This window comes from Ensifer adhaerens (assembly GCF_028993555.1).
Classification (GTDB): domain Bacteria; phylum Pseudomonadota; class Alphaproteobacteria; order Rhizobiales; family Rhizobiaceae; genus Ensifer; species Ensifer adhaerens_I.
Map to the genome: position 1 here is coordinate 177,905 of NZ_CP118611.1, position 22,791 is coordinate 200,695.

The 22,791-nt window shown below is 61.6% G+C and carries 24 protein-coding genes; 14 read left to right on the top strand and 10 right to left on the bottom strand.

Annotation, left to right across the window (positions count from 1 at the left end; genetic code table 11):
* Window positions 1-44 precede the first annotated feature (44 nt).
* From PWG15_RS21190 to PWG15_RS21230, 9 genes are all read left to right on the top strand, one after another.
* A complete protein-coding gene (locus tag PWG15_RS21190) occupies window positions 45-413 on the top strand; it encodes a hypothetical protein (RefSeq protein WP_275025950.1) in 369 nt (122 codons plus the stop codon).
* Window positions 352-1,110, top strand: coding sequence for an ABC transporter substrate-binding protein (locus PWG15_RS21195; protein ID WP_275025952.1), 759 nt, complete (start codon window positions 352-354; stop codon window positions 1,108-1,110). The genes PWG15_RS21190 and PWG15_RS21195 overlap by 62 nt, the downstream gene beginning before the upstream one ends.
* Complete coding sequence (locus PWG15_RS21200; RefSeq protein ID WP_275025953.1) at window positions 1,091-2,173, top strand: FecCD family ABC transporter permease; 1,083 nt, start codon at window positions 1,091-1,093, stop codon at window positions 2,171-2,173. The genes PWG15_RS21195 and PWG15_RS21200 overlap by 20 nt, the downstream gene beginning before the upstream one ends.
* Entirely contained in the window at window positions 2,166-2,924 is a 759-nt protein-coding gene (locus PWG15_RS21205; RefSeq protein WP_275025954.1) for an ABC transporter ATP-binding protein, read from the top strand. Before PWG15_RS21200 ends, PWG15_RS21205 begins: the two co-directional genes overlap by 8 nt.
* Window positions 2,917-4,209, top strand: coding sequence for a hypothetical protein (locus PWG15_RS21210; RefSeq protein ID WP_275025955.1), 1,293 nt, complete (start codon window positions 2,917-2,919; stop codon window positions 4,207-4,209). Before PWG15_RS21205 ends, PWG15_RS21210 begins: the two co-directional genes overlap by 8 nt.
* Window positions 4,210-4,470: 261 nt before the next feature.
* Window positions 4,471-4,638 carry a hypothetical protein gene (locus PWG15_RS21215; protein ID WP_275025956.1) on the top strand — a complete coding sequence of 56 codons (168 nt, stop codon included), beginning with the start codon at window positions 4,471-4,473 and terminating at the stop codon, window positions 4,636-4,638.
* A 207-nt stretch (window positions 4,639-4,845) separates the two neighbouring features.
* Complete coding sequence (locus PWG15_RS21220) at window positions 4,846-5,994, top strand: mandelate racemase family protein (protein WP_275025957.1); 1,149 nt, start codon at window positions 4,846-4,848, stop codon at window positions 5,992-5,994.
* Window positions 5,995-6,010: 16 nt separating this feature from the next.
* Window positions 6,011-6,640: an SGNH/GDSL hydrolase family protein gene (locus PWG15_RS21225; RefSeq protein ID WP_275025958.1), complete on the top strand. Its 630-nt coding sequence runs from the start codon at window positions 6,011-6,013 to the stop codon at window positions 6,638-6,640.
* 85 nt (window positions 6,641-6,725) lie between these two features.
* On the top strand, window positions 6,726-8,324 hold the full coding sequence (locus tag PWG15_RS21230; RefSeq protein ID WP_275025959.1) for an ABC transporter substrate-binding protein: 1,599 nt from the start codon (window positions 6,726-6,728) through the stop codon (window positions 8,322-8,324).
* A gap of 550 nt (window positions 8,325-8,874) precedes the next feature.
* On the opposite strand, the gene PWG15_RS21235 is transcribed toward PWG15_RS21230, so the two are convergent.
* The 9 genes from PWG15_RS21235 to PWG15_RS21275 all read right to left on the bottom strand — a co-directional run bounded on the left by PWG15_RS21235 (window position 8,875) and on the right by PWG15_RS21275 (window position 16,839).
* Window positions 8,875-9,636, bottom strand: a complete 762-nt coding sequence (locus tag PWG15_RS21235) for an ABC transporter ATP-binding protein (RefSeq protein WP_275025960.1) — start codon at window positions 9,634-9,636, stop codon at window positions 8,875-8,877.
* Window positions 9,636-10,472: an ABC transporter ATP-binding protein gene (locus PWG15_RS21240; protein ID WP_275025961.1), complete on the bottom strand. Its 837-nt coding sequence runs from the start codon at window positions 10,470-10,472 to the stop codon at window positions 9,636-9,638. Before PWG15_RS21240 ends, PWG15_RS21235 begins: the two co-directional genes overlap by 1 nt.
* 4 nt (window positions 10,473-10,476) lie before the next feature.
* Window positions 10,477-11,364, bottom strand: coding sequence for an ABC transporter permease (locus PWG15_RS21245; protein ID WP_275025962.1), 888 nt, complete (start codon window positions 11,362-11,364; stop codon window positions 10,477-10,479).
* Window positions 11,364-12,386 carry an ABC transporter permease gene (locus tag PWG15_RS21250; RefSeq protein ID WP_275025963.1) on the bottom strand — a complete coding sequence of 341 codons (1,023 nt, stop codon included), beginning with the start codon at window positions 12,384-12,386 and terminating at the stop codon, window positions 11,364-11,366. The genes PWG15_RS21245 and PWG15_RS21250 overlap by 1 nt, the downstream gene beginning before the upstream one ends.
* Before the next feature lie 109 nt (window positions 12,387-12,495).
* Window positions 12,496-12,810, bottom strand: a complete 315-nt coding sequence (locus PWG15_RS21255; protein ID WP_275025964.1) for a cupin domain-containing protein — start codon at window positions 12,808-12,810, stop codon at window positions 12,496-12,498.
* Window positions 12,811-12,891: 81 nt separating this feature from the next.
* Window positions 12,892-13,632: a FadR/GntR family transcriptional regulator gene (locus PWG15_RS21260; RefSeq protein WP_275025965.1), complete on the bottom strand. Its 741-nt coding sequence runs from the start codon at window positions 13,630-13,632 to the stop codon at window positions 12,892-12,894.
* An 81-nt stretch (window positions 13,633-13,713) separates the two neighbouring features.
* Complete coding sequence (locus tag PWG15_RS21265; protein WP_275025966.1) at window positions 13,714-14,451, bottom strand: FadR/GntR family transcriptional regulator; 738 nt, start codon at window positions 14,449-14,451, stop codon at window positions 13,714-13,716.
* Window positions 14,452-14,523: 72 nt separating this feature from the next.
* Window positions 14,524-16,041 carry an aldehyde dehydrogenase (NADP(+)) gene (locus tag PWG15_RS21270; RefSeq protein ID WP_275025967.1) on the bottom strand — a complete coding sequence of 506 codons (1,518 nt, stop codon included), beginning with the start codon at window positions 16,039-16,041 and terminating at the stop codon, window positions 14,524-14,526.
* On the bottom strand, window positions 16,042-16,839 hold the full coding sequence (locus tag PWG15_RS21275) for an NAD-dependent epimerase/dehydratase family protein (RefSeq protein WP_275025968.1): 798 nt from the start codon (window positions 16,837-16,839) through the stop codon (window positions 16,042-16,044). It lies immediately after the preceding gene.
* Window positions 16,840-16,971: 132 nt separating this feature from the next.
* Between PWG15_RS21275 and kduI the strand changes: the two genes are divergently transcribed.
* The 4 genes from kduI to PWG15_RS21295 all read left to right on the top strand — a co-directional run bounded on the left by kduI (window position 16,972) and on the right by PWG15_RS21295 (window position 20,715).
* Window positions 16,972-17,796 carry a 5-dehydro-4-deoxy-D-glucuronate isomerase gene (kduI, locus tag PWG15_RS21280; RefSeq protein WP_275025969.1) on the top strand — a complete coding sequence of 275 codons (825 nt, stop codon included), beginning with the start codon at window positions 16,972-16,974 and terminating at the stop codon, window positions 17,794-17,796.
* Complete coding sequence (kduD, locus tag PWG15_RS21285; RefSeq protein WP_275025970.1) at window positions 17,793-18,536, top strand: 2-dehydro-3-deoxy-D-gluconate 5-dehydrogenase KduD; 744 nt, start codon at window positions 17,793-17,795, stop codon at window positions 18,534-18,536. The genes kduI and kduD overlap by 4 nt, the downstream gene beginning before the upstream one ends.
* A 110-nt stretch (window positions 18,537-18,646) precedes the next feature.
* On the top strand, window positions 18,647-19,558 hold the full coding sequence (gene kdgD, locus PWG15_RS21290; protein WP_275025971.1) for a 5-dehydro-4-deoxyglucarate dehydratase: 912 nt from the start codon (window positions 18,647-18,649) through the stop codon (window positions 19,556-19,558).
* A 20-nt stretch (window positions 19,559-19,578) separates the two neighbouring features.
* Window positions 19,579-20,715: a mandelate racemase/muconate lactonizing enzyme family protein gene (locus tag PWG15_RS21295; RefSeq protein ID WP_275025972.1), complete on the top strand. Its 1,137-nt coding sequence runs from the start codon at window positions 19,579-19,581 to the stop codon at window positions 20,713-20,715.
* A gap of 38 nt (window positions 20,716-20,753) precedes the next feature.
* Here PWG15_RS21295 and PWG15_RS21300 read toward each other — a convergent pair whose 3' ends face one another.
* Complete coding sequence (locus tag PWG15_RS21300) at window positions 20,754-21,695, bottom strand: helix-turn-helix domain-containing protein (RefSeq protein WP_275025973.1); 942 nt, start codon at window positions 21,693-21,695, stop codon at window positions 20,754-20,756.
* 213 nt (window positions 21,696-21,908) lie between these two features.
* On the opposite strand from PWG15_RS21300, the gene PWG15_RS21305 reads away from it, so the two are divergent.
* Window positions 21,909-22,790 (top strand): carbohydrate ABC transporter permease, encoded by an 882-nt coding sequence (locus tag PWG15_RS21305; RefSeq protein ID WP_275025974.1) that lies wholly within the window; start codon window positions 21,909-21,911, stop codon window positions 22,788-22,790.
* Window position 22,791 lies beyond the last annotated feature (1 nt).

Consider the following 22,791-nt stretch of genomic DNA (forward strand, 5'->3'; position numbering starts at 1 on the left):
GCCACTGCCCCTGGATGACGGCGTGGCCGGCAAAGGAGTGGTCTATGTCGAGCCGCCTCGAGACCTACATTGCGTTGGCATTGTCCCTTTCGATTGTCGCGCCAGCAGCAGCGCACGCGGAATCCTCGTTCCTCGACCACCGCGGCAAGAAGATTACCTTCGCCAAGCCGCCGGAGCGCGTCGTCACCATCGTCCGCTCGGCACCGATCATCTATCGCGCTGTCGATGAGAAGGCCGACAGCATCGTCGGCATGAACAAAGATTCGCTGACGCGCTATTTCACCAAGGGCATTTATGCCGAGATGCTGCCGGAAATGGCCGATCAACGCCAGTGCGGCACAGGACGGCTTCGTGCCAAATGTGGAGGCGATCCTGGCCGAGAAGCCGGATGCCGTTATCCAGTGGACCCATGACGAAAAGCTGATCGAGCCGCTGGAGCGCGTCGGACTGACCGTTATCGGATGGCAATGCTGCTCCGAACAGGACCGCCTCGACTACGTGTCGCTCAGTGGCTACATGACTGGCCGTAACGATCGCGCCCAGGCGATCCTGAAGGCGCAGTCGGACACCTTGAAGGCGCTCGACGAAAAGGTCGCCAAGCTCGATAAATCGACGCTCCCGACCGTCCTCCACATCGACAAGGTGGCCGACCAGATCCAGGTCATCGCCAACGGCTCGCAGGATCTGTCGCTCAGCGGCGTGACCAATCCGGCGGCCGACAAATCGGGCGAATGGTGGCGAACCATCGATTTCGAGCAGCTTCTCGTCTGGAACCCGGACGTCATCATCATCCCGGCCTACGCCACCGATCTCGATCCTCAGAAATTCTTCGACAACCCGGTCCTTGCCAGCCTGAAGGCCGTCAAGGAGAAGCGGGTCTACAAGCAGCCGGTCTTCGCCCGCACGCCTGATGCGCCGGAGATCTTCCTGACGTCGGAGTGGCTCGCCGCCATCGCCCATGGCGCCGACTTTGCGCCGGAGTTTTCGAAACAGATCCTCGACACCTACAAGCTGATCTATGGCGCCGAGCTGACGGCCGATCAGGTCAAGGCCATCCTCGAAACCGAGAGCAACGCGCCGGCGAACAAATATGCCGAGCTCTTCCGCTAAGGCCGCGGAAAGCGACAGGACGACGTTGGGGAGCGGGCGGAAGCTCGGCTCCGGCTTCGTCCTGCCCGCCCTGATCTGTCTGCTTGTCGCCGTGACGCTCTATTCCGTGACGATCGGGCGCTACGATCTGTCGGTTGCGGATGTCACCTACATCCTGCTCGACAACGTCCATCCGATTGTCACGCCCTACTGGGATCCGGTGCAGGAGGTCGTGGTCGAACAGGTCCGCGTGCCGCGGATCCTGGCTGCGATCATCATCGGTTTCGGCCTCTCCATTTCAGGTGCGGCGTTGCAGGGACTTTTCCGCAATCCGCTGGTCGATCCCGGCATCATCGGCGTCACGTCGGGCGCTGGCTTCGGCGGCACGCTGGCAATCCTTCTGGGTCTGCAAGGCTACCTGCTTCTGACGATGGCCTTTCTCTTCGGCATCGGCAGCGTCTTTCTCGTGAAACTGCTGTCGACGGTGCGCGGGCGTACCAGCATGCTGACGCTCGTTTTGGCGGGCGTGGTCATATCGGCCTTTTTCTCTGCCGCCATTTCCATTGCCAAGCTGCTCGCCGATCCCTTCCAGAAACTACCGGCCATCACCTACTGGCTGATGGGCAGCATCGCTTCCAGCAACTATCTGGACGTCCTTCTCGTGGCTGCGGCGGTGATCCCCTCGGCGGTCGCGATCCATCTCCTGCGTTTCCAGATCAACATTCTGTCGCTCGGCGAGGAGAAGGCCCGGGCGCTCGGCGCCAGGGTCGTGCTGGTGCAATGGATCGTTCTCGTCGCCTCGGCCCTGATTTCGGCGGGCGTGGTCGCGACATCGGGCATCATCGGCTGGGTCGGCCTCGTCATCCCGCATGTCGCTCGCGCCCTTGTCGGTGCCGACCATCAGCGGCTCCTGCCTGTCTCGGGCGTGCTCGGCGCGATCTACCTGCTGCTGGTCGACAATCTGGCACGCACGGTGACCACGGCGGAGATCCCGCTCGGCATCATCACGGCACTCATCGGCGTTCCGGTCTTTGCCGTCATCCTGCGGCGCCTGCATGCCAAGGGAGGCTGGTCCAGTGATTGAGGCAAACGACCTCACCATCGAGCGCGGCGGCAAGACCATCCTTGAAAGCTACAGCCTCCGCCTCGAACGCGCGCGCATCCTCGCCGTGCTTGGCGCCAACGGTGTCGGCAAGACGACCCTGATCAACACGCTGATCGGCGTCATCAAACCGAAATCCGGGCAGCTTTCGATCGGTGGCGCTGTCGGCTTCGTGCCCCAGCTCTTCGAGGTCCCCTTTGCCTATACCGCTCTCGATATCGCCTTGATGGGCAGGGCACGCCATCTCGGCCTTTTCGGCGCGCCCTGCCGCAAGGACTATGAGATCGTCCGGCACTATTTCCATCTGCTCGGCATCGAGCATCTGGAGCCGCAAGCCTTCAACGCGCTGAGCGGCGGCCAACGGCAACTGGTGATGATTGCCCAGGCACTGGCATCGGAGTGCGAACTCCTGGTGCTCGACGAGCCCTGTGCAGCACTCGACTACAAGAACCAGGACAAGGTTCTGGGCCTGCTTGAACACCTCAGGGATGAACACGGCATGACGATCGTCTTCTCCACCCATATGCCGCAGCACGCCGTGGAAATTGCCAGTGACGCTCTGCTGATGCTGAGCGGCACCGATTATGTCTGTGGACCGACGACGGAAGCTCTGAGCGCGGACAACCTGTCGGCGCTCTACGATCTGCCGATCGCGAGGGCGGATTTCGAGGGACTTGCCAAGCACACTTATGCGCCCGTGTTCCGTCACGATGGAGGCCGCTTCAATGGCTGAGACAACCCGAAAGGGCATCGCCTACATCCACTGGGGCAACAGTTGGCAGCTCAGGAGCTTTCAGGATTTCCGGCATTACATCGATGACCTGATCTACATCCGCGACCTGCCGACGGTTGATCTCACCTCCTACGCCGCCGTCGTGATGCCGGATGCCATGGACGCAGCGGCAGTGCTTCCGCACGCGCAGCAGCTGAACGCCTATCTGAAGCAGGGTGGCTTTCTGGTCGTCTTCCTGCAGGGCCATGCCGACTGGCTCGACATTCACGGTCTTGAATGGACACCTGGAAACTGCCGGGACTGGCTTTGGTGGACGAAGAGCGAAAAGCTGGAGATCAGCCTGTCCTCACCGCACCACCCGGTCACCGAGAGCCTGCCGCTATCGCATATGAGCTGGCATTGGGGTGGCTCCTACAATGTACCGGAAGGGGCGCGTTCGATCGTCGAGATCGAAGAGGGGCGGGGCAGCCTTTTTCTCGACTTTCCGTCGCTGCCGGGCGGCGGGCGACTGCTGCTTGCAACGCTCGACCCGCATTCGCACAACGGCCAGCGTTTCATGCCGGCGACGACCCGATTTCTGCGCTCCTTCTACCCTTGGCTCAATCGCGAACTCGGCATTGGGCGGCCAGATCGGAACCGCTTCACCTACCTGCAATGCTCGCACGTCCCATCGGAATGGCACCCGGAATGGATCGAGACGACGCTTGAGCGGGCCGGTTTCGAAACCGCCTTCGCCCCCCTTTGTCAGCTCGGCCCCGAACTGCTTGAAACGACGGACACGCTCTATGTTCCAAGCAGCCACGACGAGTTCTTCCTGAAACGCCGTTCCGAAGACTTCATCGCGTTTCTGGAACGGGGCGGCAACCTGATCATCTGCGCCGAGCCGTGTCAGCCATGGCTGCCTTTCATGGCGCCATTCCACGCTGTCGTCCCTCGACCGTTCTCGAACATCAGGGTTCGCGTCCGCGACGACCGGTTCCAGATCTTCTCAGACCTCGGCGAAGGCTTCGACGGATGGGAGGGGATCTTCGGCCAGTATGCGCGCGGCTGGAGCGATCCGCCGCCCGGGGCGATCTGGTTGACCGACGTCGGGCCGGAGACCGATCCGAAGCCGGCGGACTGGATCTGGCAATATCCCACCCTTAACGGACGCGGCGGCTACGTCTTCATGCACAATGGCGACAACATGACCCGTTATCCGGACCATGGCCCAAAAAAGGAGATGCTCGTCGCCAACATCGCGACAGCCCTCAGAAAGCTCTCGACCGGCGAGATGCTGTTCTAGACGACAGCGAGGGCCGACGGCGTCGGTCCATCAAGATCGCTCGGCACGCTCGGATTTTGCCTGATCCAGGCGCTTCTGGCGCAGTATGTTTCGCCTTGCGGCCGGCATCTCAAACAGGAACGTCACGAGCGACCCGACGTGCGATAGGATCCGACTGCCGAAGAACCAGCGTTCCGCAAGCACCTCGAGAGGAACAGCTCCCGCCAGCGAGTTATCGCACTGCAGTTCATCATCGAGGCGCTCGCCGTCTCGGCAAGCGGCGTGATCTTCGAGTTCGCTATCAGGGCGCTTGCCGGTCAGTTTGACATGCTCGCCCCCTTCACGCTCGACCCGGTCGCGCTCGCCTTCGCCTGTGCGTTCCTTACCGGTCTTGATCCGGTTTCCTGCCCGCCCGCAATGCCTCGCGTCGGCAGCCGGCCGGAGCGCTGAATGTGTATTGAGGCGCGGTAAGGAGCTGGCTCAGGACGTAGCGGTGCTTTTTGCTAACCCTTCGACCGAGCGGCAACGGTCCAAGAGCCTATCAGGCATTTATCATAATCTGTCGTACATGTTTGACAAGTTGGCTGATATCTGTCTATTGTTACGTTAGACAAGTTGGCGCGGCCAAGCCGTCGCATTTCGCATACCGGAGGAATAATGATCATCACCGACGTAGAAGTGCGGGTATTCCGCACGACCACTCGCCGTCATTCGGACAGTGCTGGTCACGCACATCCAGGCCCGCCACATCAGGTCGAGCAGGCAATGCTGACCATCCGCACGGAGGACGGTCACGAAGGGCATTCCTTCACAGCGCCGGAGATTGTCAGGCCACACGTCATCGAAAAATTCGTCAAGAAGGTCTTGATCGGTGAAGATCATCGTGACCGCGAGCGGCTGTGGCAGGATCTCGCGCATTGGCAGCGCGGGTCGGCAGCACAGCTCACGGACCGCACCTTGGCGGTCGTCGATTGCGCACTTTGGGATCTCGCAGGGCGCGCCTTGAACCAACCTGTATACAAGTTGATCGGCGGCTATCGCGACAAGGTACTCGCTTATGGTTCGATCATGTGCGGGGACGAGCTCAAGGGTGGCCTTGCGACCCCCGAGGATTACGGGCGCTTCGCCGAAACGCTGGTCAAGCGCGGCTACAAGGGCATCAAGCTTCACACCTGGATGCCGCCGGTGAGCTGGGCTCCGGATGTAAGGATGGACATCAAGGCCTGCGCTGCCGTGCGCGAGGCGGTCGGACCGGATATCCGCCTGATGATCGATGCCTTCCATTGGTACTCCAGAACGGACGCGCTTGAACTTGGGCGCGGGCTCGAGAGGCTCGGCTTCGACTGGATCGAGGAGCCGATGGATGAACAGTCGCTTTCGTCCTACAAGTGGCTCGCCGACAATCTCGACATTCCCGTCGTCGGTCCGGAAAGTGCGGCCGGCAAGCATTGGCACCGCGCCGAATGGATCAAGGCCGGCGCCTGCGACATCCTGCGCACGGGCGTCAATGACGTCGGCGGCATCACGCCGGCACTGAAGACGATGCATCTTGCCGAGGCCTTCGGCATGGAGTGCGAGGTGCATGGCAACACCGCCATGAACTTGCATGTCGTGGCCGCCACCAAGAACTGCCGCTGGTACGAGCGTGGCCTGCTGCACCCGTTCCTCGAATATGACGACGGACACGACTACCTGAAGTCGCTGTCCGATCCGATGGATCGCGACGGCTACGTCCATGTGCCGGATCGTCCGGGGCTCGGCGAGGATATCGACTTCAAGTTCATCGAAAACAATCGCGTTCGGTGAAGGGCGGGAGCTGGCGATGAAGACCGTTCTTGCCTTCGGAGATAGCCTGACCTGGGGCGCCGACCCGGCAACGGGCCTGCGTCATCCGCCGGAAGGCCGCTGGCCCGAGGTTCTGGGCGAAACGCTTGGCGGCCGGGCCAAGATCATCCCGGAAGGGCTCGGCGGGCGCACCACCTGCTACGACGATCACGCCGGTCCCGCATGTCGCAATGGCGCCAAGGCGCTGGAAGTGGCGCTTGCCAGCCACATGCCGCTCGACCTCGTGATCGTCATGCTCGGTACCAACGACATCAAGCCCGTGCATGGCGGCCGGGCAGAAGGGGCGGTCTCTGGCATGCGCCGGCTGGCGCAGATCGTCGAAACCTTTCCCTACAAGCCAAAGGGGGCGAAACCGAAGCTTCTGATCGTCGCGCCTCCGCCCTGTTCAGCCGGGGCAGGCGGCAATCCGGCGGCGGGCCGCAGCATGGCCGAATCCGAGCGGCTGTCTCCGCTCTACAGAAAGCTCGCAGACGAGCTCGGTCATGCATTCTTTGATGCCGGCACGGTCACGCGGGCGTCGGAGATCGATGGCGTGCATCTCGAGGCCGCAGACACGGCGGCAATCGGACGGGCGCTTGCCGCGCCCGTCGAGGAAATTCTTGGCTGATCCGGTCTTGCCTGTGGAGGAACAGGCCGGCGGATCTTGTATTAGGAAGGTCGGTTCCCGCGTGGACGGCCGCAAAGGAGGAAGCATGAAACACTTTTTAGCAACGGTCGCATTCGGTGCGCTTCTTGCGACGACAATGCCGAACCTCGTTCTGGCTGAAACGCCGGAGGATCAACTGGTCGTCGCCACGACGATGAGCAACATCCTCACTTTGGACCCGGCCGCCATCACCGGCCGCGAGACGGTTCAGGTGCTGAACAACATCTATGACACGCTGGTCGTCCTGTCGCCGCAGGACCGCAGCGTTCAGCCGCGGCTGGCCGAACGCTGGGAAGTAGCGGATGATCGCATGTCGATCCGATTCCATCTGCGCGGCGATGCCAAGTTCGCGTCCGGCAATCCGGTTACCGCCGAGGATGTCGCCTGGAGCCTGAAGCGTCTGCTGGCGCGCAATCTGGCGCAATCGTCCTTCCTCAAGACTCGCGGGTTTACGCTCGAAGCAGCCGACAAGCTGCTCGTCGCCGAAGACGAACGCACTTTCGTCCTACATCTGCCGAAGGCCGACGACCCGAACCTGATCCTGATGATCCTCGCGCAAAACGGGCCGGGCTCGATCATCGACAGCAAGACGGCGCTCGAAAATGAAAAGGACGGCGACCTCGGTGCCGCATGGCTGACGCTGAACTCGGCCGGTTCCGGTCCGTTCACGCTGACGCAGTGGAAGTCGAACGAATTCATCATCCTCACCCGCAATGGCGAGTACTGGGGCGAGGCGCCTGGCATGAAGCGCGTGCTCTTGCGCCACCTACCGGAATCGCAGTCGCAGCGCCTGCTTTTGGAAAAGGGCGACATCGACGTTGCCTATTCGCTTCAGGCGCCGGATCTGAAGTCGCTGGAGGCCGACAAGGCGATCACGATTGAATCGACCCCGGGCTCGGGCTTCTACTATCTCAGCGTCTCGATGAAGGACGAAAAATTCGCCAACAAGAAGGTGCGCGAAGCGCTGCGCTACCTGATCGATTATGAAGGTCTCGACAAGGCCGTGATGCCTTATTACGGCAAGCTGCATCAGCGTCCGCTGTCGACGGGCGTGCTCGGCGCCTTGCCGGACGAAGGCTACAAGCTGGACGTGGCGAAGGCAAAGGCGCTGCTTGCCGAAGCCGGCTATCCGGACGGGTTCAAGACCACCTTGCGCGTGCTTTCCGAAGACCCGTTCATGAAGGCGGCGACCGCCATCCAGAACACGCTTGGCCAGGCCGGTATTCAGGCTGAACTTATCAGCGGTTCGGGCGACCAGATCTACGGTGCGATGCGCGAGCGGAAGTTCGAACTGTTGCTCGGCCGTGGTGGTGGCGGCCAGCAGCCGCACCCGGACAACAACCTGCGCTCCGTCGCCTACAACCCGAACAATTCCGATGACGCGAAGCTCACCAACTACCAGAGCTGGCGCACCAGCTTCTTTGACGAGAAGCTGAACAAGATGATCGAAGAGGCGCTCGTCGAACGCGATACCGCCAAGCAGACCAAGCTTTATGAGGGCGTCCAGACCTACATGGACGAGGTCGTTATGTCGATCCAGCCGTTCTCGGAGGTCGTCGACACAGCGGCCTTCCGAAGCGACGTGAAGGGCATGATCGTCAGCCCCTGGCTCTCGCGTTTCGAAGGCGTGAAGAAGGAACGGTAATCCCGGCATTTGGTCTGTATCGATATTGAAAGGCGCGTCGCGAGACGCGCCTTTTTCCTTTTGGGCGAGCGCAAATGAAACTGCCTGTCGGTTCAAGGAACGCAGCCGCTGCCCTCGTGAAATGATCGGAAACGGCGCCGGCGGCAACATCGGGGTCGTCTGCCGTAAGTCCGGCCACGGTTTGAGGCGGCGACCGGCGCGAGGTGGGACATGCGCCTCACCGGACCCCTTCCCGATCAATGCGTGCTGTCGGCGCTGAAGCCGCTGCTCCACGTCCGCAATCGAGCGCACTGCGCTAAAGCGCGACAATGCGTGAGGGAGCGCAGTGGATCTTGGGGTCGGCGCTGCCGGCCGTATCCCCCTTTGGAGCGACGTTGCCGACGCAAGGAATGGCGATTTGCCGATGAACTCCAGTCCTCGTTCCCCGCTGCAAGAAAGGCCCCGGCAAAGAAAAAGCCCGGCACTGGGCCGGGCAAGTCGGGGGAGAATTTTGTTCACGCATCGCAGGCCGAGGAGGGGTGCCCTGCAATGGAGTTGGCTTGCGGGAGCTTCAGTGCGCGCCCTCGTATTCCAGCGAGGCGCCGATCAGTTCGCGGGCATAGGGATGGGTCGCGCGGTTTCCGGGGATCGCTTCGCGCGGCAGGATTTCGGTGATTTTGCCATGGAGCATGACGGCAAAGCGGTCGCACATGTGATCAACGACGGCGAGGTCGTGCGTCACCATGATGTAGGTGAAGCCGCGTTCCTCGCGCAGGCGCTGAAGCAGGTTGAGGATCTCCGCCTGCACCGAGACATCGAGCGCCGACGTCGGCTCGTCGAGCAGCAACAGCGATGGCTCGAGGATGAGGGCCCGGGCGATCGCGACACGCTGCCTCTGGCCGCCGGAGAGCTGGTGAGGGAACCGGTCGAGGAACGAGATCGGCAGGCCGACATCGGTGATCGCCTTGCGCATGCGTTCCTCGCGGTCGCCAAGCTTGTGGATGACGAGCGGCTCGTTGAGCACGGTGCGCACCGACTGGCGCGGATGCAGCGAACCGTAGGGATCCTGGAACACCATCTGCAGCGTGCGGCAACGCTCGATGAGCGGAATGTCGCGCACCGGCTTTCCGTCAATGAGGATGTCGCCGGTCCAGATGTCGGTCAGCATCGAGATGCAGCGCAGGACCGTGGATTTGCCCGAACCGCTTTCGCCAACGAGCCCGAAGCATTCACCGGGTTGCACCGAGAACGTGACGCTTGGAAGAACCTTGGCGGCCGTTGGGCCCGTGCCAAAGGTGATAGCGAGATCGCGGCATTCGACTGAAACGGACATCAGGCAATCTCCTCCAGCCATTCAGGGCGGCGATCAAGCACGGCAAGCGGGGCGCGCCCGCCGCCGATGCGCGGCTGTGCCGCGAGCAAGCCGCGCGTATAGGGATGCTTGGCCTTGTCGAGGTCGGCGGCCGCCAGTGTCTCAACGATGCGGCCGGCGTACATGATCAGGACACGGTCGCAGAAATTGCGCACGAGGTTCAGGTCGTGGCTGATCATGATCAGGCCGATGCCGCGATCCCTGACAAGACCGTCAAGAATGTTCAGCACCTGCAGCCGCACCGTGACGTCCAGCGCCGAGGTTGGCTCGTCGGCGATGACGAGATCTGGATCGGCCAGCAGCATCATGGCGATCATGACACGCTGGCCCATGCCGCCGGAAATCTCGTGCGGATACTGATCGAAGACGCGTTTCGGGTCGCGGATCTTTACCGCTTCAAGCATGGCAAGGGCCTTGTCGCGTGCGTCAGCCTTTGAGCACTTGAAGTGCCGCAGATAGGTTTCGGCGACCTGGTCGCCAACGCGGCGAATAGGGTTAAGCGAGAACTTCGGATCCTGCAGGATCATCGACATGCGCCGACCACGAACCTTCAGCATCTCCTTTTCGGAGAGCGTGGGCAGGTCCAGTTCGGCAAAGCGAAGTCTGTCGGCGGTGATGGTTGCGCCGGGCAGAAGGCGCAGCAGCGCGCGTCCGACCGTAGACTTGCCGGAACCGCTTTCGCCGACGATCCCAAGACGCTCGCGCCCAAGGGTGAAGGAGACGCCGCGCACGGCGTCTGTCGGAGCGCCGCCATAGCGGATGCGCAGGTTCTCGACGTCGAGAATGGTATTTTCCATGGAGCTATCTCCGGTTCATCTGCTTCGGATCGAGCGCGTCGCGCAGGCCATCTCCGAGCAGGTTGAATGCGAGGCTGACGGAAAGGATGGAGATGCCCGGGAAGGTGACGAGCCACCAGCTGTCCAGCATGTACTTGCGGCCGGTCGCGATCATCGCGCCCCATTCCGGAAGCGGAGGTTGCGCGCCGAGCCCGAGGAAGCCGAGGCCGGCCGCGGTCAGGATGACGGTCGCCATATTCAACGTCAGCCGGATGAGGACCGAAGGCAGGCACATAGGCATGATCGACTTGAAGATGATGCGTGTCGCCGACGCCCCTTGCAGTCGCGCAGCCGAGATGTAATCCGCTTTGCGGAAGGTCATCGCCTCGGCGCGCGCCAGCCGGGCGATCGGTGGCCAGGAGGTGAGCGCAATCGCGATGATGGCGTTGTTGAGGCTTGGGCCGAGTGCGGCGACGAAGGCGAGCGAGAGAATGAGGCTCGGGAAGGACAGGAAGATGTCGGTGATGCGCATCATCACCGTATCGACCTTGCCGCCGAGGTAGCCGGCTGTCGTGCCGATGACGAGACCGATCGGGCCGACGACAATCGAGACGAGGAAGATGATCGTGAGCGTGATGCGCGCGCCGAAGACGAGCCGGCTGAAGATGTCGCGGCCGAGCTCGTCGGTTCCGAAAAGATGACCGTTTCCGGGCGCCTGCAAGGTGTTGGCGAGATCCTGCGCATAGGGGTCGTGGGTCGCGATCAGCGGCGCGAAGGCGGCGATCAGGACCAACAAGGCCAGAACAGCGAGACCGAAAGTCGACGTCGGGCTCTTTAGCAGGAAAAGCACGATGTTCTTCAGGGACTGAACCGGCGCCGGCAGCCGGAAGGTGGGTTGAACGCGTGCGTCCATCAGCGTGTCCTCGGATCGAAGATGCGGTAGAGAACGTCGGACAAGAGGTTCAGTCCGATGAAAATGATGCCGACGATCAGCACACAGGTCATGACTGCGTTCATGTCGCCGGTAATAAGATTGTTGGTTAGGTACTGGCCAAAGCCCGGCCACGCAAAGACGGTTTCGATCAGCACTGCGCCTTCAAGGAGCGACCCATAGGCAAGTGCTATAATGGTGACCAGCTGGACGCGGATATTGATGAAGGCGTGCTGCCAAATCGTCTGGCTGCGCGAAAGACCCTTCACACGCGCCGTCGTCACATATTCCTGGCCGAGCTGATCAAGCATGAAGCTGCGCGTCATGCGCGTGATATAGGCGGAAGAGGAATACCCGAGCAGGGCGGCCGGCAGGATGATGTGGTTGACCGCCGACCAGAAGACATCCATCTCGCCCGCCATGAGGCTGTCGATCAAGAGGAAGCCGGTGCGTTCCTCGACGAGGCCGATATAGAACTGATCCATCCGCCCGCTGCCGCCGACGAGGCCGAGATGGGCGTAGAAGACGATCAGTGCGATCATGCCCGTCCAGAAGATCGGCATGGAATGGCCGAAAAGGCTGAAGACGCGCACGACATGATCCGGCCAGCGATCCTTGTTGACGGCGGCCAGCACGCCGAGCGGAATACCAAGTCCTGCGCCGATAAGGATCGCGAAGGTGGCGAGTTCGATCGTCGCCGGCATCACATGCAGGATATCCTGGATGACCGGCTGGCCGGTGCGGATGGAGGTGCCGAAATTGCCGGTGAAGACGTCGCCCAGATAATAGAAGAACTGTTCCCAGAGCGGCCGGTCAAGGCCCAGCGAGCGGTAAACCTGCTCGTAGGTCTCCCGGGTCGCATCTTCACCGACAATGGCACGGACGGGATCGGCGGGCATCAGCCGGCCGATAAAGAAGGTCAGGAGCAGCAGGCCGAGCAGCGTGACCGCGATGGTCCCGATCTGTCCGGCCGCGCCATAGAAGCGGATGCGGCGTGGTGACATGGTTCCTCCGTGTGTCATTCGCCTGAGGGTGGGGCGATACAGGCTCCTATCCTGTATGACAACTTTGGCAAACCTGTCACAGGCTTGTCATGCTGTCAAGCCAAACCGATCACAGGAAGTCATCGCGACGGGGCGAAAAGCAGTCGATGAGCTCGCCGGCCTCAAGGCACTGGCATCCGTGCTCGGTGTCTCCGGGAATGACCAGACTGTCGCCAGCGCGCAAATCATAGGCCTCGCCATTGCGGAAAAAGCGGAAACGGCCGCGCGCCACATAGGTGGATTGCACGTGCGGATGGCGGTGCAACTTGCCTTTGGCGCCGGATTCGAAGCGAAAAGACACGACCATGAGTTCGGGGGAATCGGAAAGAACCTGGCGGGTAACGCCCGCGTCCGGCGATACTGCGGGAAATGTGGGGAGAGACATGTAAACCTCGGTGATGTTGTATAACACCATCACCATACATGTACTTATATTTGTATGACAACTATGATGTAGGTTTCCGGATCAACTTTCTTCAGTTGCCATGGTGCGCGACCGTAGAAGCACCTTGTAGCGCTCCAAGCTCCCGCGAAGGTGGGCGCGCATCCGTTCGCGTGCGGCGTCCGCATTTCCCTCGATGATGGCATCGACGATCTGGCCGTGTTCCTCCTGCAGGTGAAGGTTATAGTCCTTTGGGCGCGATCCGGGCGCCGACCCCTGCAGTTCGCCGCGCGGAATGATGCCCGAGCGGATCAGTTGGAGAAACTCCGGGAAGCGCCGATTCTGCGTAGCTTCTGCGATCGCAAGGTGAAGCTCGAAATCTGCGTCTCGCGTGGGGGCCCCGGTGGCCAGGCATTCGCCCACGTGGTGATGGGCCTCAAGGATTGCCTCGATCTGTGCCGCTGAACGGCGAGATGCTGCAAGTCCGGCCGATTCCACTTCGAAAACCGTCCTGAGTTCAAGGAGTTCGATCACCGAGGAAATCCGTTGGGTGGTCAGGTCCTTAAAAGGCTGGTTCTTGTCCTGTTGGGTCTCCAGCGCAAAGATGCCAGCGCCCTTGCGCGCCTCGACCAGACCGTCTGCCCGCAGGATTGCAATGGCCTCACGCACGACGGTTCGGCTAACCGAATATTCTTTCGTGAGAGCGCTTTCGCTCGGAAGCCTGTCACCTGGGCGGAAGACACCCTCCATCAGTTCGCGGCGCAGTGCCGTGCTAATCTTTGCCGCCAGCGACGTGCCGCGAACGTGGTTGTTTTCGGCTTCCATTTCCACTCCGCCTGTTTCGAACCTGTCTGGCATGTTAGCCGTTATCTGTTCGATTGCAAGGGTGGCCGTGGGTTCGCGTCCTCAGTGCGCAGTGCGCAACATGGCGCGGTAGCGTGTCTGGCTCTTCTTGAGATGATCACGCATGGCCGCACGCGCTGCGTCTTCATCGCCGTTCTGAATTGCGACGAGAATGGCCTCGTGTTCGTCGATGAGGCGGCTGAGCTCTTCGGTTGGCAGAACAGCCTCCTTGCCGCCGTCGACGATGGCGCGGCGGGGAATGAGCGCCGGTCCGAGCATGTCAAGGAATTCACGGAAGCGCGGATTGTTGGTTGCTTCTGCGATTGCGACGTGGAAGGCGAAATCAGCCTCGGCGGTCGGGTTGCCCGCGGCTGCACAGGATCGGAAGCTGTCAAAGGCTTCAATGATCTTGCCTTCCTGACCGGGTGAGCAGCGCAGGGCTGCAAATGCAGCCGCGTCGCCCTCGACCGCCGTTCGCAGTTCCAGCATTTCAATCAGCGACGAAACCCGCGCGAGATCGACGTTTTGAAACGGCCGACGCGCGGGCGTGGCCTGCTCCAGCAGGAAGACGCCCGCTCCCTGCCGGGGCTCGACCAGACCATCGGAGCGCAAAGCGGCGATTGCCTCACGCACGACCGTGCGGCTCACGCCGAATTCCTGGGTGAGCTGCGCTTCGGACGGCAGGCGGTCGCCGGGATTGTAGCGCCCGTCGGATATCTGCGAACGAAGAGCATCCGCAACCTGCGCCACGAGCGTCTTGCCCTGTGAGGCAGAAGGATCGGAAGTCGTCGTTTTCAACATACACGGGCCATTTCAAAGATTTGTTGGTCCGTTTGTGGATACGCCATCAAGGGGAGATGGCGCAATCCACCGCTACACTGACTTTAGATCGCTCGGCATCAGGCGTTCAGGGATGTTCTGATAGGAAACGGGTCTTAGAAACCGGCGAATGGCCATGGTTCCAACCGAGCTTGCGCCGAAGTTGGTGGAAGCGGGGTAGGGGCCGCCGTGAACCATCGCATCGCAGACCTCGACGCCGGTCGGATAGCCGTTGACCAGGATACGGCCCGCCTTGCGTTCAAGGATCGGCATGAGCTTGCGCGCGAAATCGGTATCGCCCTCGTCGAGATGGAGGGTTGCCGTCAACTGCCCCTCAAAATTCTTTGCGACCACGATCATCTCTTCGAGGCTTTCGACGGTGACGATCAGGCCGAGCGGGCCGAAGACTTCCTGCGAAAGCACGTGATTGCCGAGCCAATCCCTGGATGCAACGAGAAAAAGATTGGGCGTTGCATTGCGGCTCTCGCAGTTCGAGCCGAGGATTTGGCGGACGCCAACTCCTGCCGTGATGCGGTCACGCCCGTCGCGGTAGGCCCTAGCGATGCCGTCGGTGAGCATCGCCTGCGACCCAACGTGCGAAAGCGCTGCGTGGGCAGCTTCGGCGAAGGCGGAGGCCTGTTCGGCAAGGATCACCGCGATGCCCGGATTGGTGCAGAACTGCCCGGCGCCCATGGTAAGCGAACCTGCCCATCCCTTGGCGATCGCCTCGCCGCGTGCCGTGATCGCGTCGTGCAGGAGGAACATCGGGTTCACGGAGCCAAGTTCACCAAAGAAGGGAATGGGTTCCGGCCGCCCTGCGCAGAGATCGAACAGTGCTCGTCCGCCGACAAGTGAACCGGTGAAGCCAACCGCCTTGATCAACGGATGCGTGACGAGACCGGTTCCAACATCGCGACGCCCGCCCTGGATCAACGAAAAGACACCGGGGTGCAATCCGTGCGCCTTGACGGCGGCAAGGGCCGCTTCAGCGACGATCTCGCCCGTCCCTGGATGTGCCGAATGGCCTTTGACGATGACGGGGCAGCCTGCGGCAAGAGCCGAGGCGGTATCGCCACCCATGGTCGAAAAGGCCAACGGAAAGTTGGAGGCGCCGAAGACGGCAACAGGTCCGATCGGTCGCTGGATCAGGCGGATGTCGGGGCGGGGCAGGGGCTTGCGGTCCGGCAAGGCCACGTCATGTCGCCTGTCGAGGTACTCGCCCTTTCGGATATGAGACGCAAACAGCCGAAGCTGGCCGGAGGTACGCGCGCGCTCGCCTTCGAGCCTTGCGGCCGGCAGCCCTGTTTCCGCACTCCCGATCTCGGTGATCGCCGCTCCGCGTACCTCTATCTCGTCGGCAATGGTATTAAGGAAGGCGGCGCGCTCCTCGCGTGGCGCGTAGCCATAGGACCAGAAGGCTTCCTCGGCAGCCGCCGCCGCCTTGTTCACCAGTTCCACCGTTCCGACGCAGAAGTCAAAAGCCGGGCCGTTTGCCGGCTCGTTCTTGAAAGTTTGTGCAGTGGCGATCCACTCGCCTGCGACCAGATGCTTGCCATGCGGTTTGAAAGTCATTCATCGCTCCTTAAAGATCGGATTGTCGACATAGGCACCGCCCTGAAAGCGAGCCATGGATTCGTTGCGGCCGGCTTGCGGCGCGGCCTCCGCGAGGCGCGTCCGGAAGTGTTCGGCATTGTCCCTGGGTTTCCAGCCGAGCCAGCCGAGATGAGCGTTGTCCCACCAACCGGCATCATTTGGTGATCCGCCCCAGATCACGGGGCAGCCGAGAACTGGCGCGCGGAAGACAGCCTCGATCAGAGAGGCAAAGTCTCCGTGCGAAAGCCAGGTCGACAACATCCGGTGGTTCGTTGGCTCTGGCGTACAGGAACCGATGCGTACCAGCGCTGTTTCCTGCCCGAACTTTTCGAAATACAGGCGCGCAAGCGCCTCGCCGAAGCATTTTGAGACCCCGTAGAGTCCATCCGGGCGGAACGGGGCGTCAGGCTTGAGCCGCTCGGATTGCGGATAGTAGCCGATCGTATGGTTGGAGCTGGCAAAGATGATGCGCGGTCGGCCATTGGCGCGAGCGGCCTCGAAGAGGTTGTAAAGGCCGGCGATGTTGCCGCGCAGGATCCCCTCAAACGGACCCTCCGTCGACGCCCCGCCAAGATGAACGATACCGTCGCAGCCGGCGACCATTTCGTTCACCGCTTGAGCGTCGGCAAGATCGCACTGGACGAGCTCCTCATGGTCAGCCGGCGTGCCAAGACCTGTGCGATCTGCAAGCCGGACCGTGTCGGCCAGGCCAGAGAGCCTTGTGCGCATGACGCGGCCAAGCTGACCCGCCGCGCCAGTGATGAGAAGGCGTTTCATTCCAGGTCTTCCCCTTGAAGTGTTGCAATCAACGCTGAGGCTGGTACTTGCCTCTTGACGTTGTCAGACATATCATACAACTATGCCTAACACATATTACATGTTGATCGCAATCACTGAAGGAGGACTTTCATGCTGACCGTCGAAACGCGGCAGGCCGTGAATCCGGACTACGCCAAGACACTCGATACCGAGGGGCTCCGCAGGCATTTTCTGGCTGAGGACATGTTCCGGTCGGGCGAGATCCGGTTGATCTACACCCACTACGATCGCTTCGTGATGGGCGGGGCCGTGCCTTCGGGCAAGCCGCTGACGCTCGACAAGGTAGAAGAAACCAAGACAGCGTCGTTTCTCGACCGGCGCGAGATGGGCATCGTTAATGTGGGCGCACCCGGCACGGTGACGACCGAACAGGGCACCTACAGCCTCAACCGCGGCGACGTTCTCTATCTCGGAATGGGTACGGGCCCCGTCACGTTCTCCGGGGAGGGGCGCTTTTACATCACCTCCTGCCCTGCCCATCGCAGCCTGCCCGCGCAGCTCGTGACCATTGCCGACAGCAAGGAGGTCAAACTCGGCACGACCGAAACCTCCAACAAGCGCACGATCAACCAGTTCATCCACCCGCTGGTCATGGAGAGCTGCCAACTCGTCCTTGGTTACACAACGCTTGAAGACGGCTCGGTGTGGAACACGATGCCTGCGCATGTCCATGATCGCCGCATGGAGGCCTATCTCTATTTTGGCATGGACGAAAAATCGCGCGTGCTGCACCTGATGGGTGAGCCGCAGGAAACCCGTCATCTCTTCATCTCCAACGAGGAAGGCGCGATTTCTCCCCCTTGGTCGATTCACTCAGGTGCCGGCATCGGATCCTACACGTTCATCTGGGCGATGGCCGGCGACAATGTCGACTATACCGACATGGAGTTCATCCAGCCGGGGGAACTGAAGTGACAAATCCCTTTTCGCTTCAGGGCCATAGGGCGCTTGTCACCGGCGCGAACGCCGGCCTTGGGCAGGCGATCGCCGTAGGCCTTGCTGCGGCTGGCGCCGAGGTCACTTGCGCGGCGCGCCGCGCGCCCGAGGAAACGCTTGCGATGATCGCGAGAGCCGGCGGAACCGCCGCACCGCTTGCTCTGGACTTTACCGATCCCATGGCCGCTCGCGACGTTTTTGCCGGAAAGGGCTACGATATCCTCGTCAACAATGCCGGCATCATCCGCCGAGCCGATGCGGTGGAGTTCAGCGAGGCCGACTGGGACGACGTCATGGACGTCAACCTGAAAGCACTGTTCTTCACATGCCAAGCCTTCGCCAAGGAGTTGCTGGCAAAGGGCCGACCCGGAAAAATCGTCAACATCGCATCGTTGCTTTCCTTCCAGGGCGGCATCCGCGTGCCTTCCTATACAGCCTCCAAACATGGTGTTTCGGGTCTCACCAAACTGCTTGCCAATGAGTGGGCGTCCAATGGCATCAATGTAAACGCGATCGCACCAGGTTACATCGAGACCAACAACACCGAGGCCCTGCGCGACGACCCTGATCGCAACAGGGCAATCCTTGCTCGCATCCCCGCCAACCGCTGGGGCAGGCCCGAAGACATCGCCGGCGCTGCCGTGTTCCTGTCGTCGACTGCCGCCGACTACGTTCACGGCGCCATACTCAATGTGGACGGTGGCTGGCTGGCCCGCTGATGCTGTCGCCGACCGTGAACTTATCATATGAGTTATATGATGTGTTGATACGGAACCGGCCCGTACCCCGACACTTTTCCATTCTGAAAACACGTAGAGGACTAAGAGAAATGACCCCAGAACAGATCAAGGCCGCGCTTGGATCGGGCCTGCTTTCCTTCCCGGTGACGCACTTCGATAAGGAGGGCCGTTTTGCGCCGGAAAGCTACAAGGCGCATGTCGAGTGGCTGGCCGGCTACAAGGCGCCGGTGTTGTTTGCCGCCGGCGGCACCGGCGAATTCTTCTCGCTGAAGCCGGATGAGATCCCGGCCATCGTCGCCGCCGCCAAGGAGGTTGCCGGCGAAACGGCGATCGTCTCGGGTTGCGGTTACGGTACCGAGATGGCGATCGATATCGCCCGCTCGGTCGAGCGGGTCGGGGCGGATGGCATCCTGCTTTTGCCGCACTACCTGATCGACGCGCCGCAGGACGGCCTCTATGCCCATGTGAAGAAGATCTGCCAGTCGGTCGGCATCGGCGTCATGGTCTACAACCGCGACAATTCCGTGCTGCAGGCCGATACCCTGGCTCGGCTTTGCGACGCGTGCCCGAACCTGATCGGTTTCAAGGATGGCACCGGCGATATCGGCCTGGTGCGCCAGGTCACCGCCAAGATGGGCGACCGGCTGATGTATCTCGGCGGCATGCCGACGGCGGAACTGTTTGCCGAAGCCTATCTCGGCGCCGGCTTCACCACCTATTCGTCTGCCGTGTTCAATTTCGTTCCGGGACTGGCCAACGAGTTCTACGCAGCCCTTCGCAGCGGCGACCGTGCTACCTGCGAGCGCATCCTCAACGACTTCTTCTATCCGTTCATGGCGATCCGCAACCGGGCCAAGGGTTATGCGGTGTCGGCGGTCAAGGCTGGCGTGCGGCTGCAGGGGTTCAATGCCGGCCCGGTGCGCAGCCCGCTCGCCGACCTGACGGGCGCCGAAGTCGAGATGCTCGACGCGCTCATCGGCAGCCACAAGCGCAAAGCGTGAGTGGCGAGGAAAGAAAACCCATGAAGATCGTCGCCGTCCGCACCCATCTCCTCGAACACCGCCTGGCGGTGCCGTTCGAAAGCGCGTCGATGCGCTTTGACCGTCGGGCGCATGTGCTGGTCGAGATCGAGTGCGACGACGGGACGATCGGCTGGGGCGAATGCCTCGGTCCGGCGCGGCCCAATGCGGCGGTGGTCGCGGCCTATGCGCCCTGGCTGATCGGCCAGGATCCGCGCCAGACCGAAAGGCTCTGGGCGATCCTCTACAATGCGCTGCGCGATCAGGGGCAGCGCGGCCTTGCGGTGACGGCGCTGTCCGGCATCGACATCGCGCTCTGGGACATCAAGGGCAAACACTACGGCGCCTCGGTCTCGATGCTGCTTGGCGGTCGCTGGCGCGACAGCGTGCGCGCCTATGCGACCGGCAGCTTCAAGCGCGACGGCGTCGACCGTGTCTCCGACAATGCGATGGAGATGGCCGAGCGCCGGGCACAGGGCTTCCACGCCTGCAAGATCAAGATCGGTTTCGGCGTCGACGAGGACCTGCGGGTCATCCGGGCGGTGCGCGAGGCAATCGGCGACGACATGCGGCTGATGATCGACGCCAATCACGGCTACACCGTCCCCGAAGCGATCCGGCTCGGCAAGGCGGCCGCCGACTGCGACATCGACTGGTTCGAAGAGCCGGTCGTGCCCGAGCAGCTTTCGGCCTATCGCGAGGTCAGGGCCGGGCAGCCGATCCCGGTGGCCGGCGGCGAGACCTGGCACTCGCGCTACGGCATGTGGCCGGCGATCGAGGGCCGCGCCGTCGACATCCTGCAGCCGGATCTTTGCGGCTGCGGCGGGTTCTCGGAGATGGCGAAGATCGCAAGCCTTGCGACGCTGCATGGCGTGCGCATCGTGCCGCATGTCTGGGGCACCGGCGTGCACCTCGCCGCGGCGCTGCAGTTCATGGCGGCGATGACGCCGGATCCGGTGCGGGTCAACCCGATCGAGCCGATCATGGAGTTCGACCGCACCGAAAATCCGTTCCGTCAGGCGGTGCTGAAGACGCCGATCGAAGCGGTCAACGGCGTGGTCGCCATCCCCGATGCGCCCGGCCTCGGCATCGAGATCAATCGTGACGCGCTCTCACAATTCAAGGTACCTCAAGGGTGAAAATAACGCTGTGGGCAACTGCAACGGCTCAGCGTTGCTCAGCGCAACCGCGTCACCGATTGGTTTCCCGCAAGTCCGTCCGCGAGCGCCAATGCCTGTTCGGGTTCGTCAAGCTGCATCAAGCCACCATCTCGACTCTGGCGAACTTTGTTCAGATGATCGCGCGGACTGAGGCCCAGAGTTCGCTTGAACATGCGGGAGAAGTAATAGGGGTCGGAATAGCCAACTTCCGTGGCGGCAGCCGCCACGGAAAGACCAGCCTCCAGGAAATGCATGGCGCGCTCCATGCGTTTAAGTTCCTGGTATTTTCGCGGCGTGCGGGTCACACGCTTCTGGAATTCGCGCAGGAAGTAGTCGCGATTGTAAGGCGATGCTTCGACCGCTCGTGTTGCAATCTCCGGATCGAGCGGGTTGGCGGAAATCATCGTGGCAGCCTTCATGACAGCAAGGTCGATCGCATCGGCGCCTTCGGGCTGATAGGTGGCGTGGTCCCGCCAGCCGATGAAAGCATCCTCGATGAAGGCAATGAGCAGCACCATGAAGAGATGATGCTGGCCGAGGGTAACGGAGGAGGGGGGAGCACTCTGGCGATAGTGGCGGACCAGAGGTTCGAGAAGCGGCCAGCGCGCGAGACGCAATTTCGCTCGCAGATCCATCTGCGCAATAAGGTTATGGCGCCCGTAGATATCGAGCGTGAAGTGCTGCGCAACGCCGAGATAGGTCTCCCTCCCCTCATTCCATCCGATGAAACGCTGGCCACGCGAAATCAGCATCGCGTCGCCCGGTTCCATGATTACCGGCTCGCCATCTATCAGGTAGTGGCCGCGCCCTTCGAGGCAGATCACGAGGTCATCGACCTCGTTGGACTTGTCGATCCGCCAGGTGTGCGAGTGCTCCATGCGGATAGCTGCTCGCGTCAGATTAAGGGTCAGCGCCGTCGGCGGAATCGCAGAAAGAATACCACCTTCAATTTCGTCCATCTTTTTTCCTCGCCTTTGTGAATTCATTCTGCGGGAGAGATGGGCGATTGTCACCGCATAAACCGCTTATGCGCACCGCATCGTCTGGGAGGAGCGATCGGTTCGTGACGAAAAAGGGGAAAACCCGCTTTCGTCCGTGCCGATCCGGGAGCGTAATTTGTACGAAACTGTATCTATAGAGGCAGCATTTCGGTGCCATCCGGGAGGAAGGGCATGAAAGGGCAACGTCTTCTTGGGCTCGGCTATCTCGCGCCCTACATCGTCGGCCTTCTGATTTTCACGGCCATTCCGTTCGTCGGCTCGCTCTACCTGAGCTTCACCAGCTACGACCTGATGAGCGAGCCGCGTTGGACTGGGCTTGCCAACTACGAGCGGCTGTTTACCCGTGACCGCACGTTCGTCAAGTCGTTGAACGTAACGCTGCTCTACGTGTTTTTGACCGTGCCGTTGAAGCTCGCCTTTGCACTCTTCATCGCAGCGATCCTGAATTACCGGTTGAAGTTTATCGGCCTCTTTCGCACCGCCTTCTACGTGCCCTCGATCCTTGGAGGGTCGATCGCCATCGCCGTTTTGTGGCGCTACGTCTTTGCCTCGGAGGGACTTGCGAACATGGCGCTCGCCACGCTGGGGCTTGCCCCGGTCGACTGGTTCGGCGATCCGACGAACGCGCTCTTCACCATCACGCTTCTGCGCTGCTGGCAGTTCGGTTCCGCCATGGTGATCTTCCTGGCCGCGCTGCAATCCATCGACAAGTCGCTCTATGAGGCGGCGGCAATCGACGGCGCGGGCAAGGTGCGGACCTTTTTCTGGATTACCCTGCCGCTGCTGACGCCGGTCATTTTCTTCAACCTGATCATGCAGATGGTTCAGGCGTTCCAGGAATTCAACGGCCCCTACATCATCACCCAGGGCGGCCCGCTGAAGGCCACCTATCTGCTGCCGCTCTACATCTATGACGAGGCGTTCAAGAAGTTCAACATGGGTTATGCCTCGTCGATTGCCTGGGTGCTCTTCATCATCATCACCGTGCTGACCCTCGTGGCCTTCTGGTCTTCGAAGAAGTGGGTCTACTACGCCGGCGACAAGAGGAATTGAG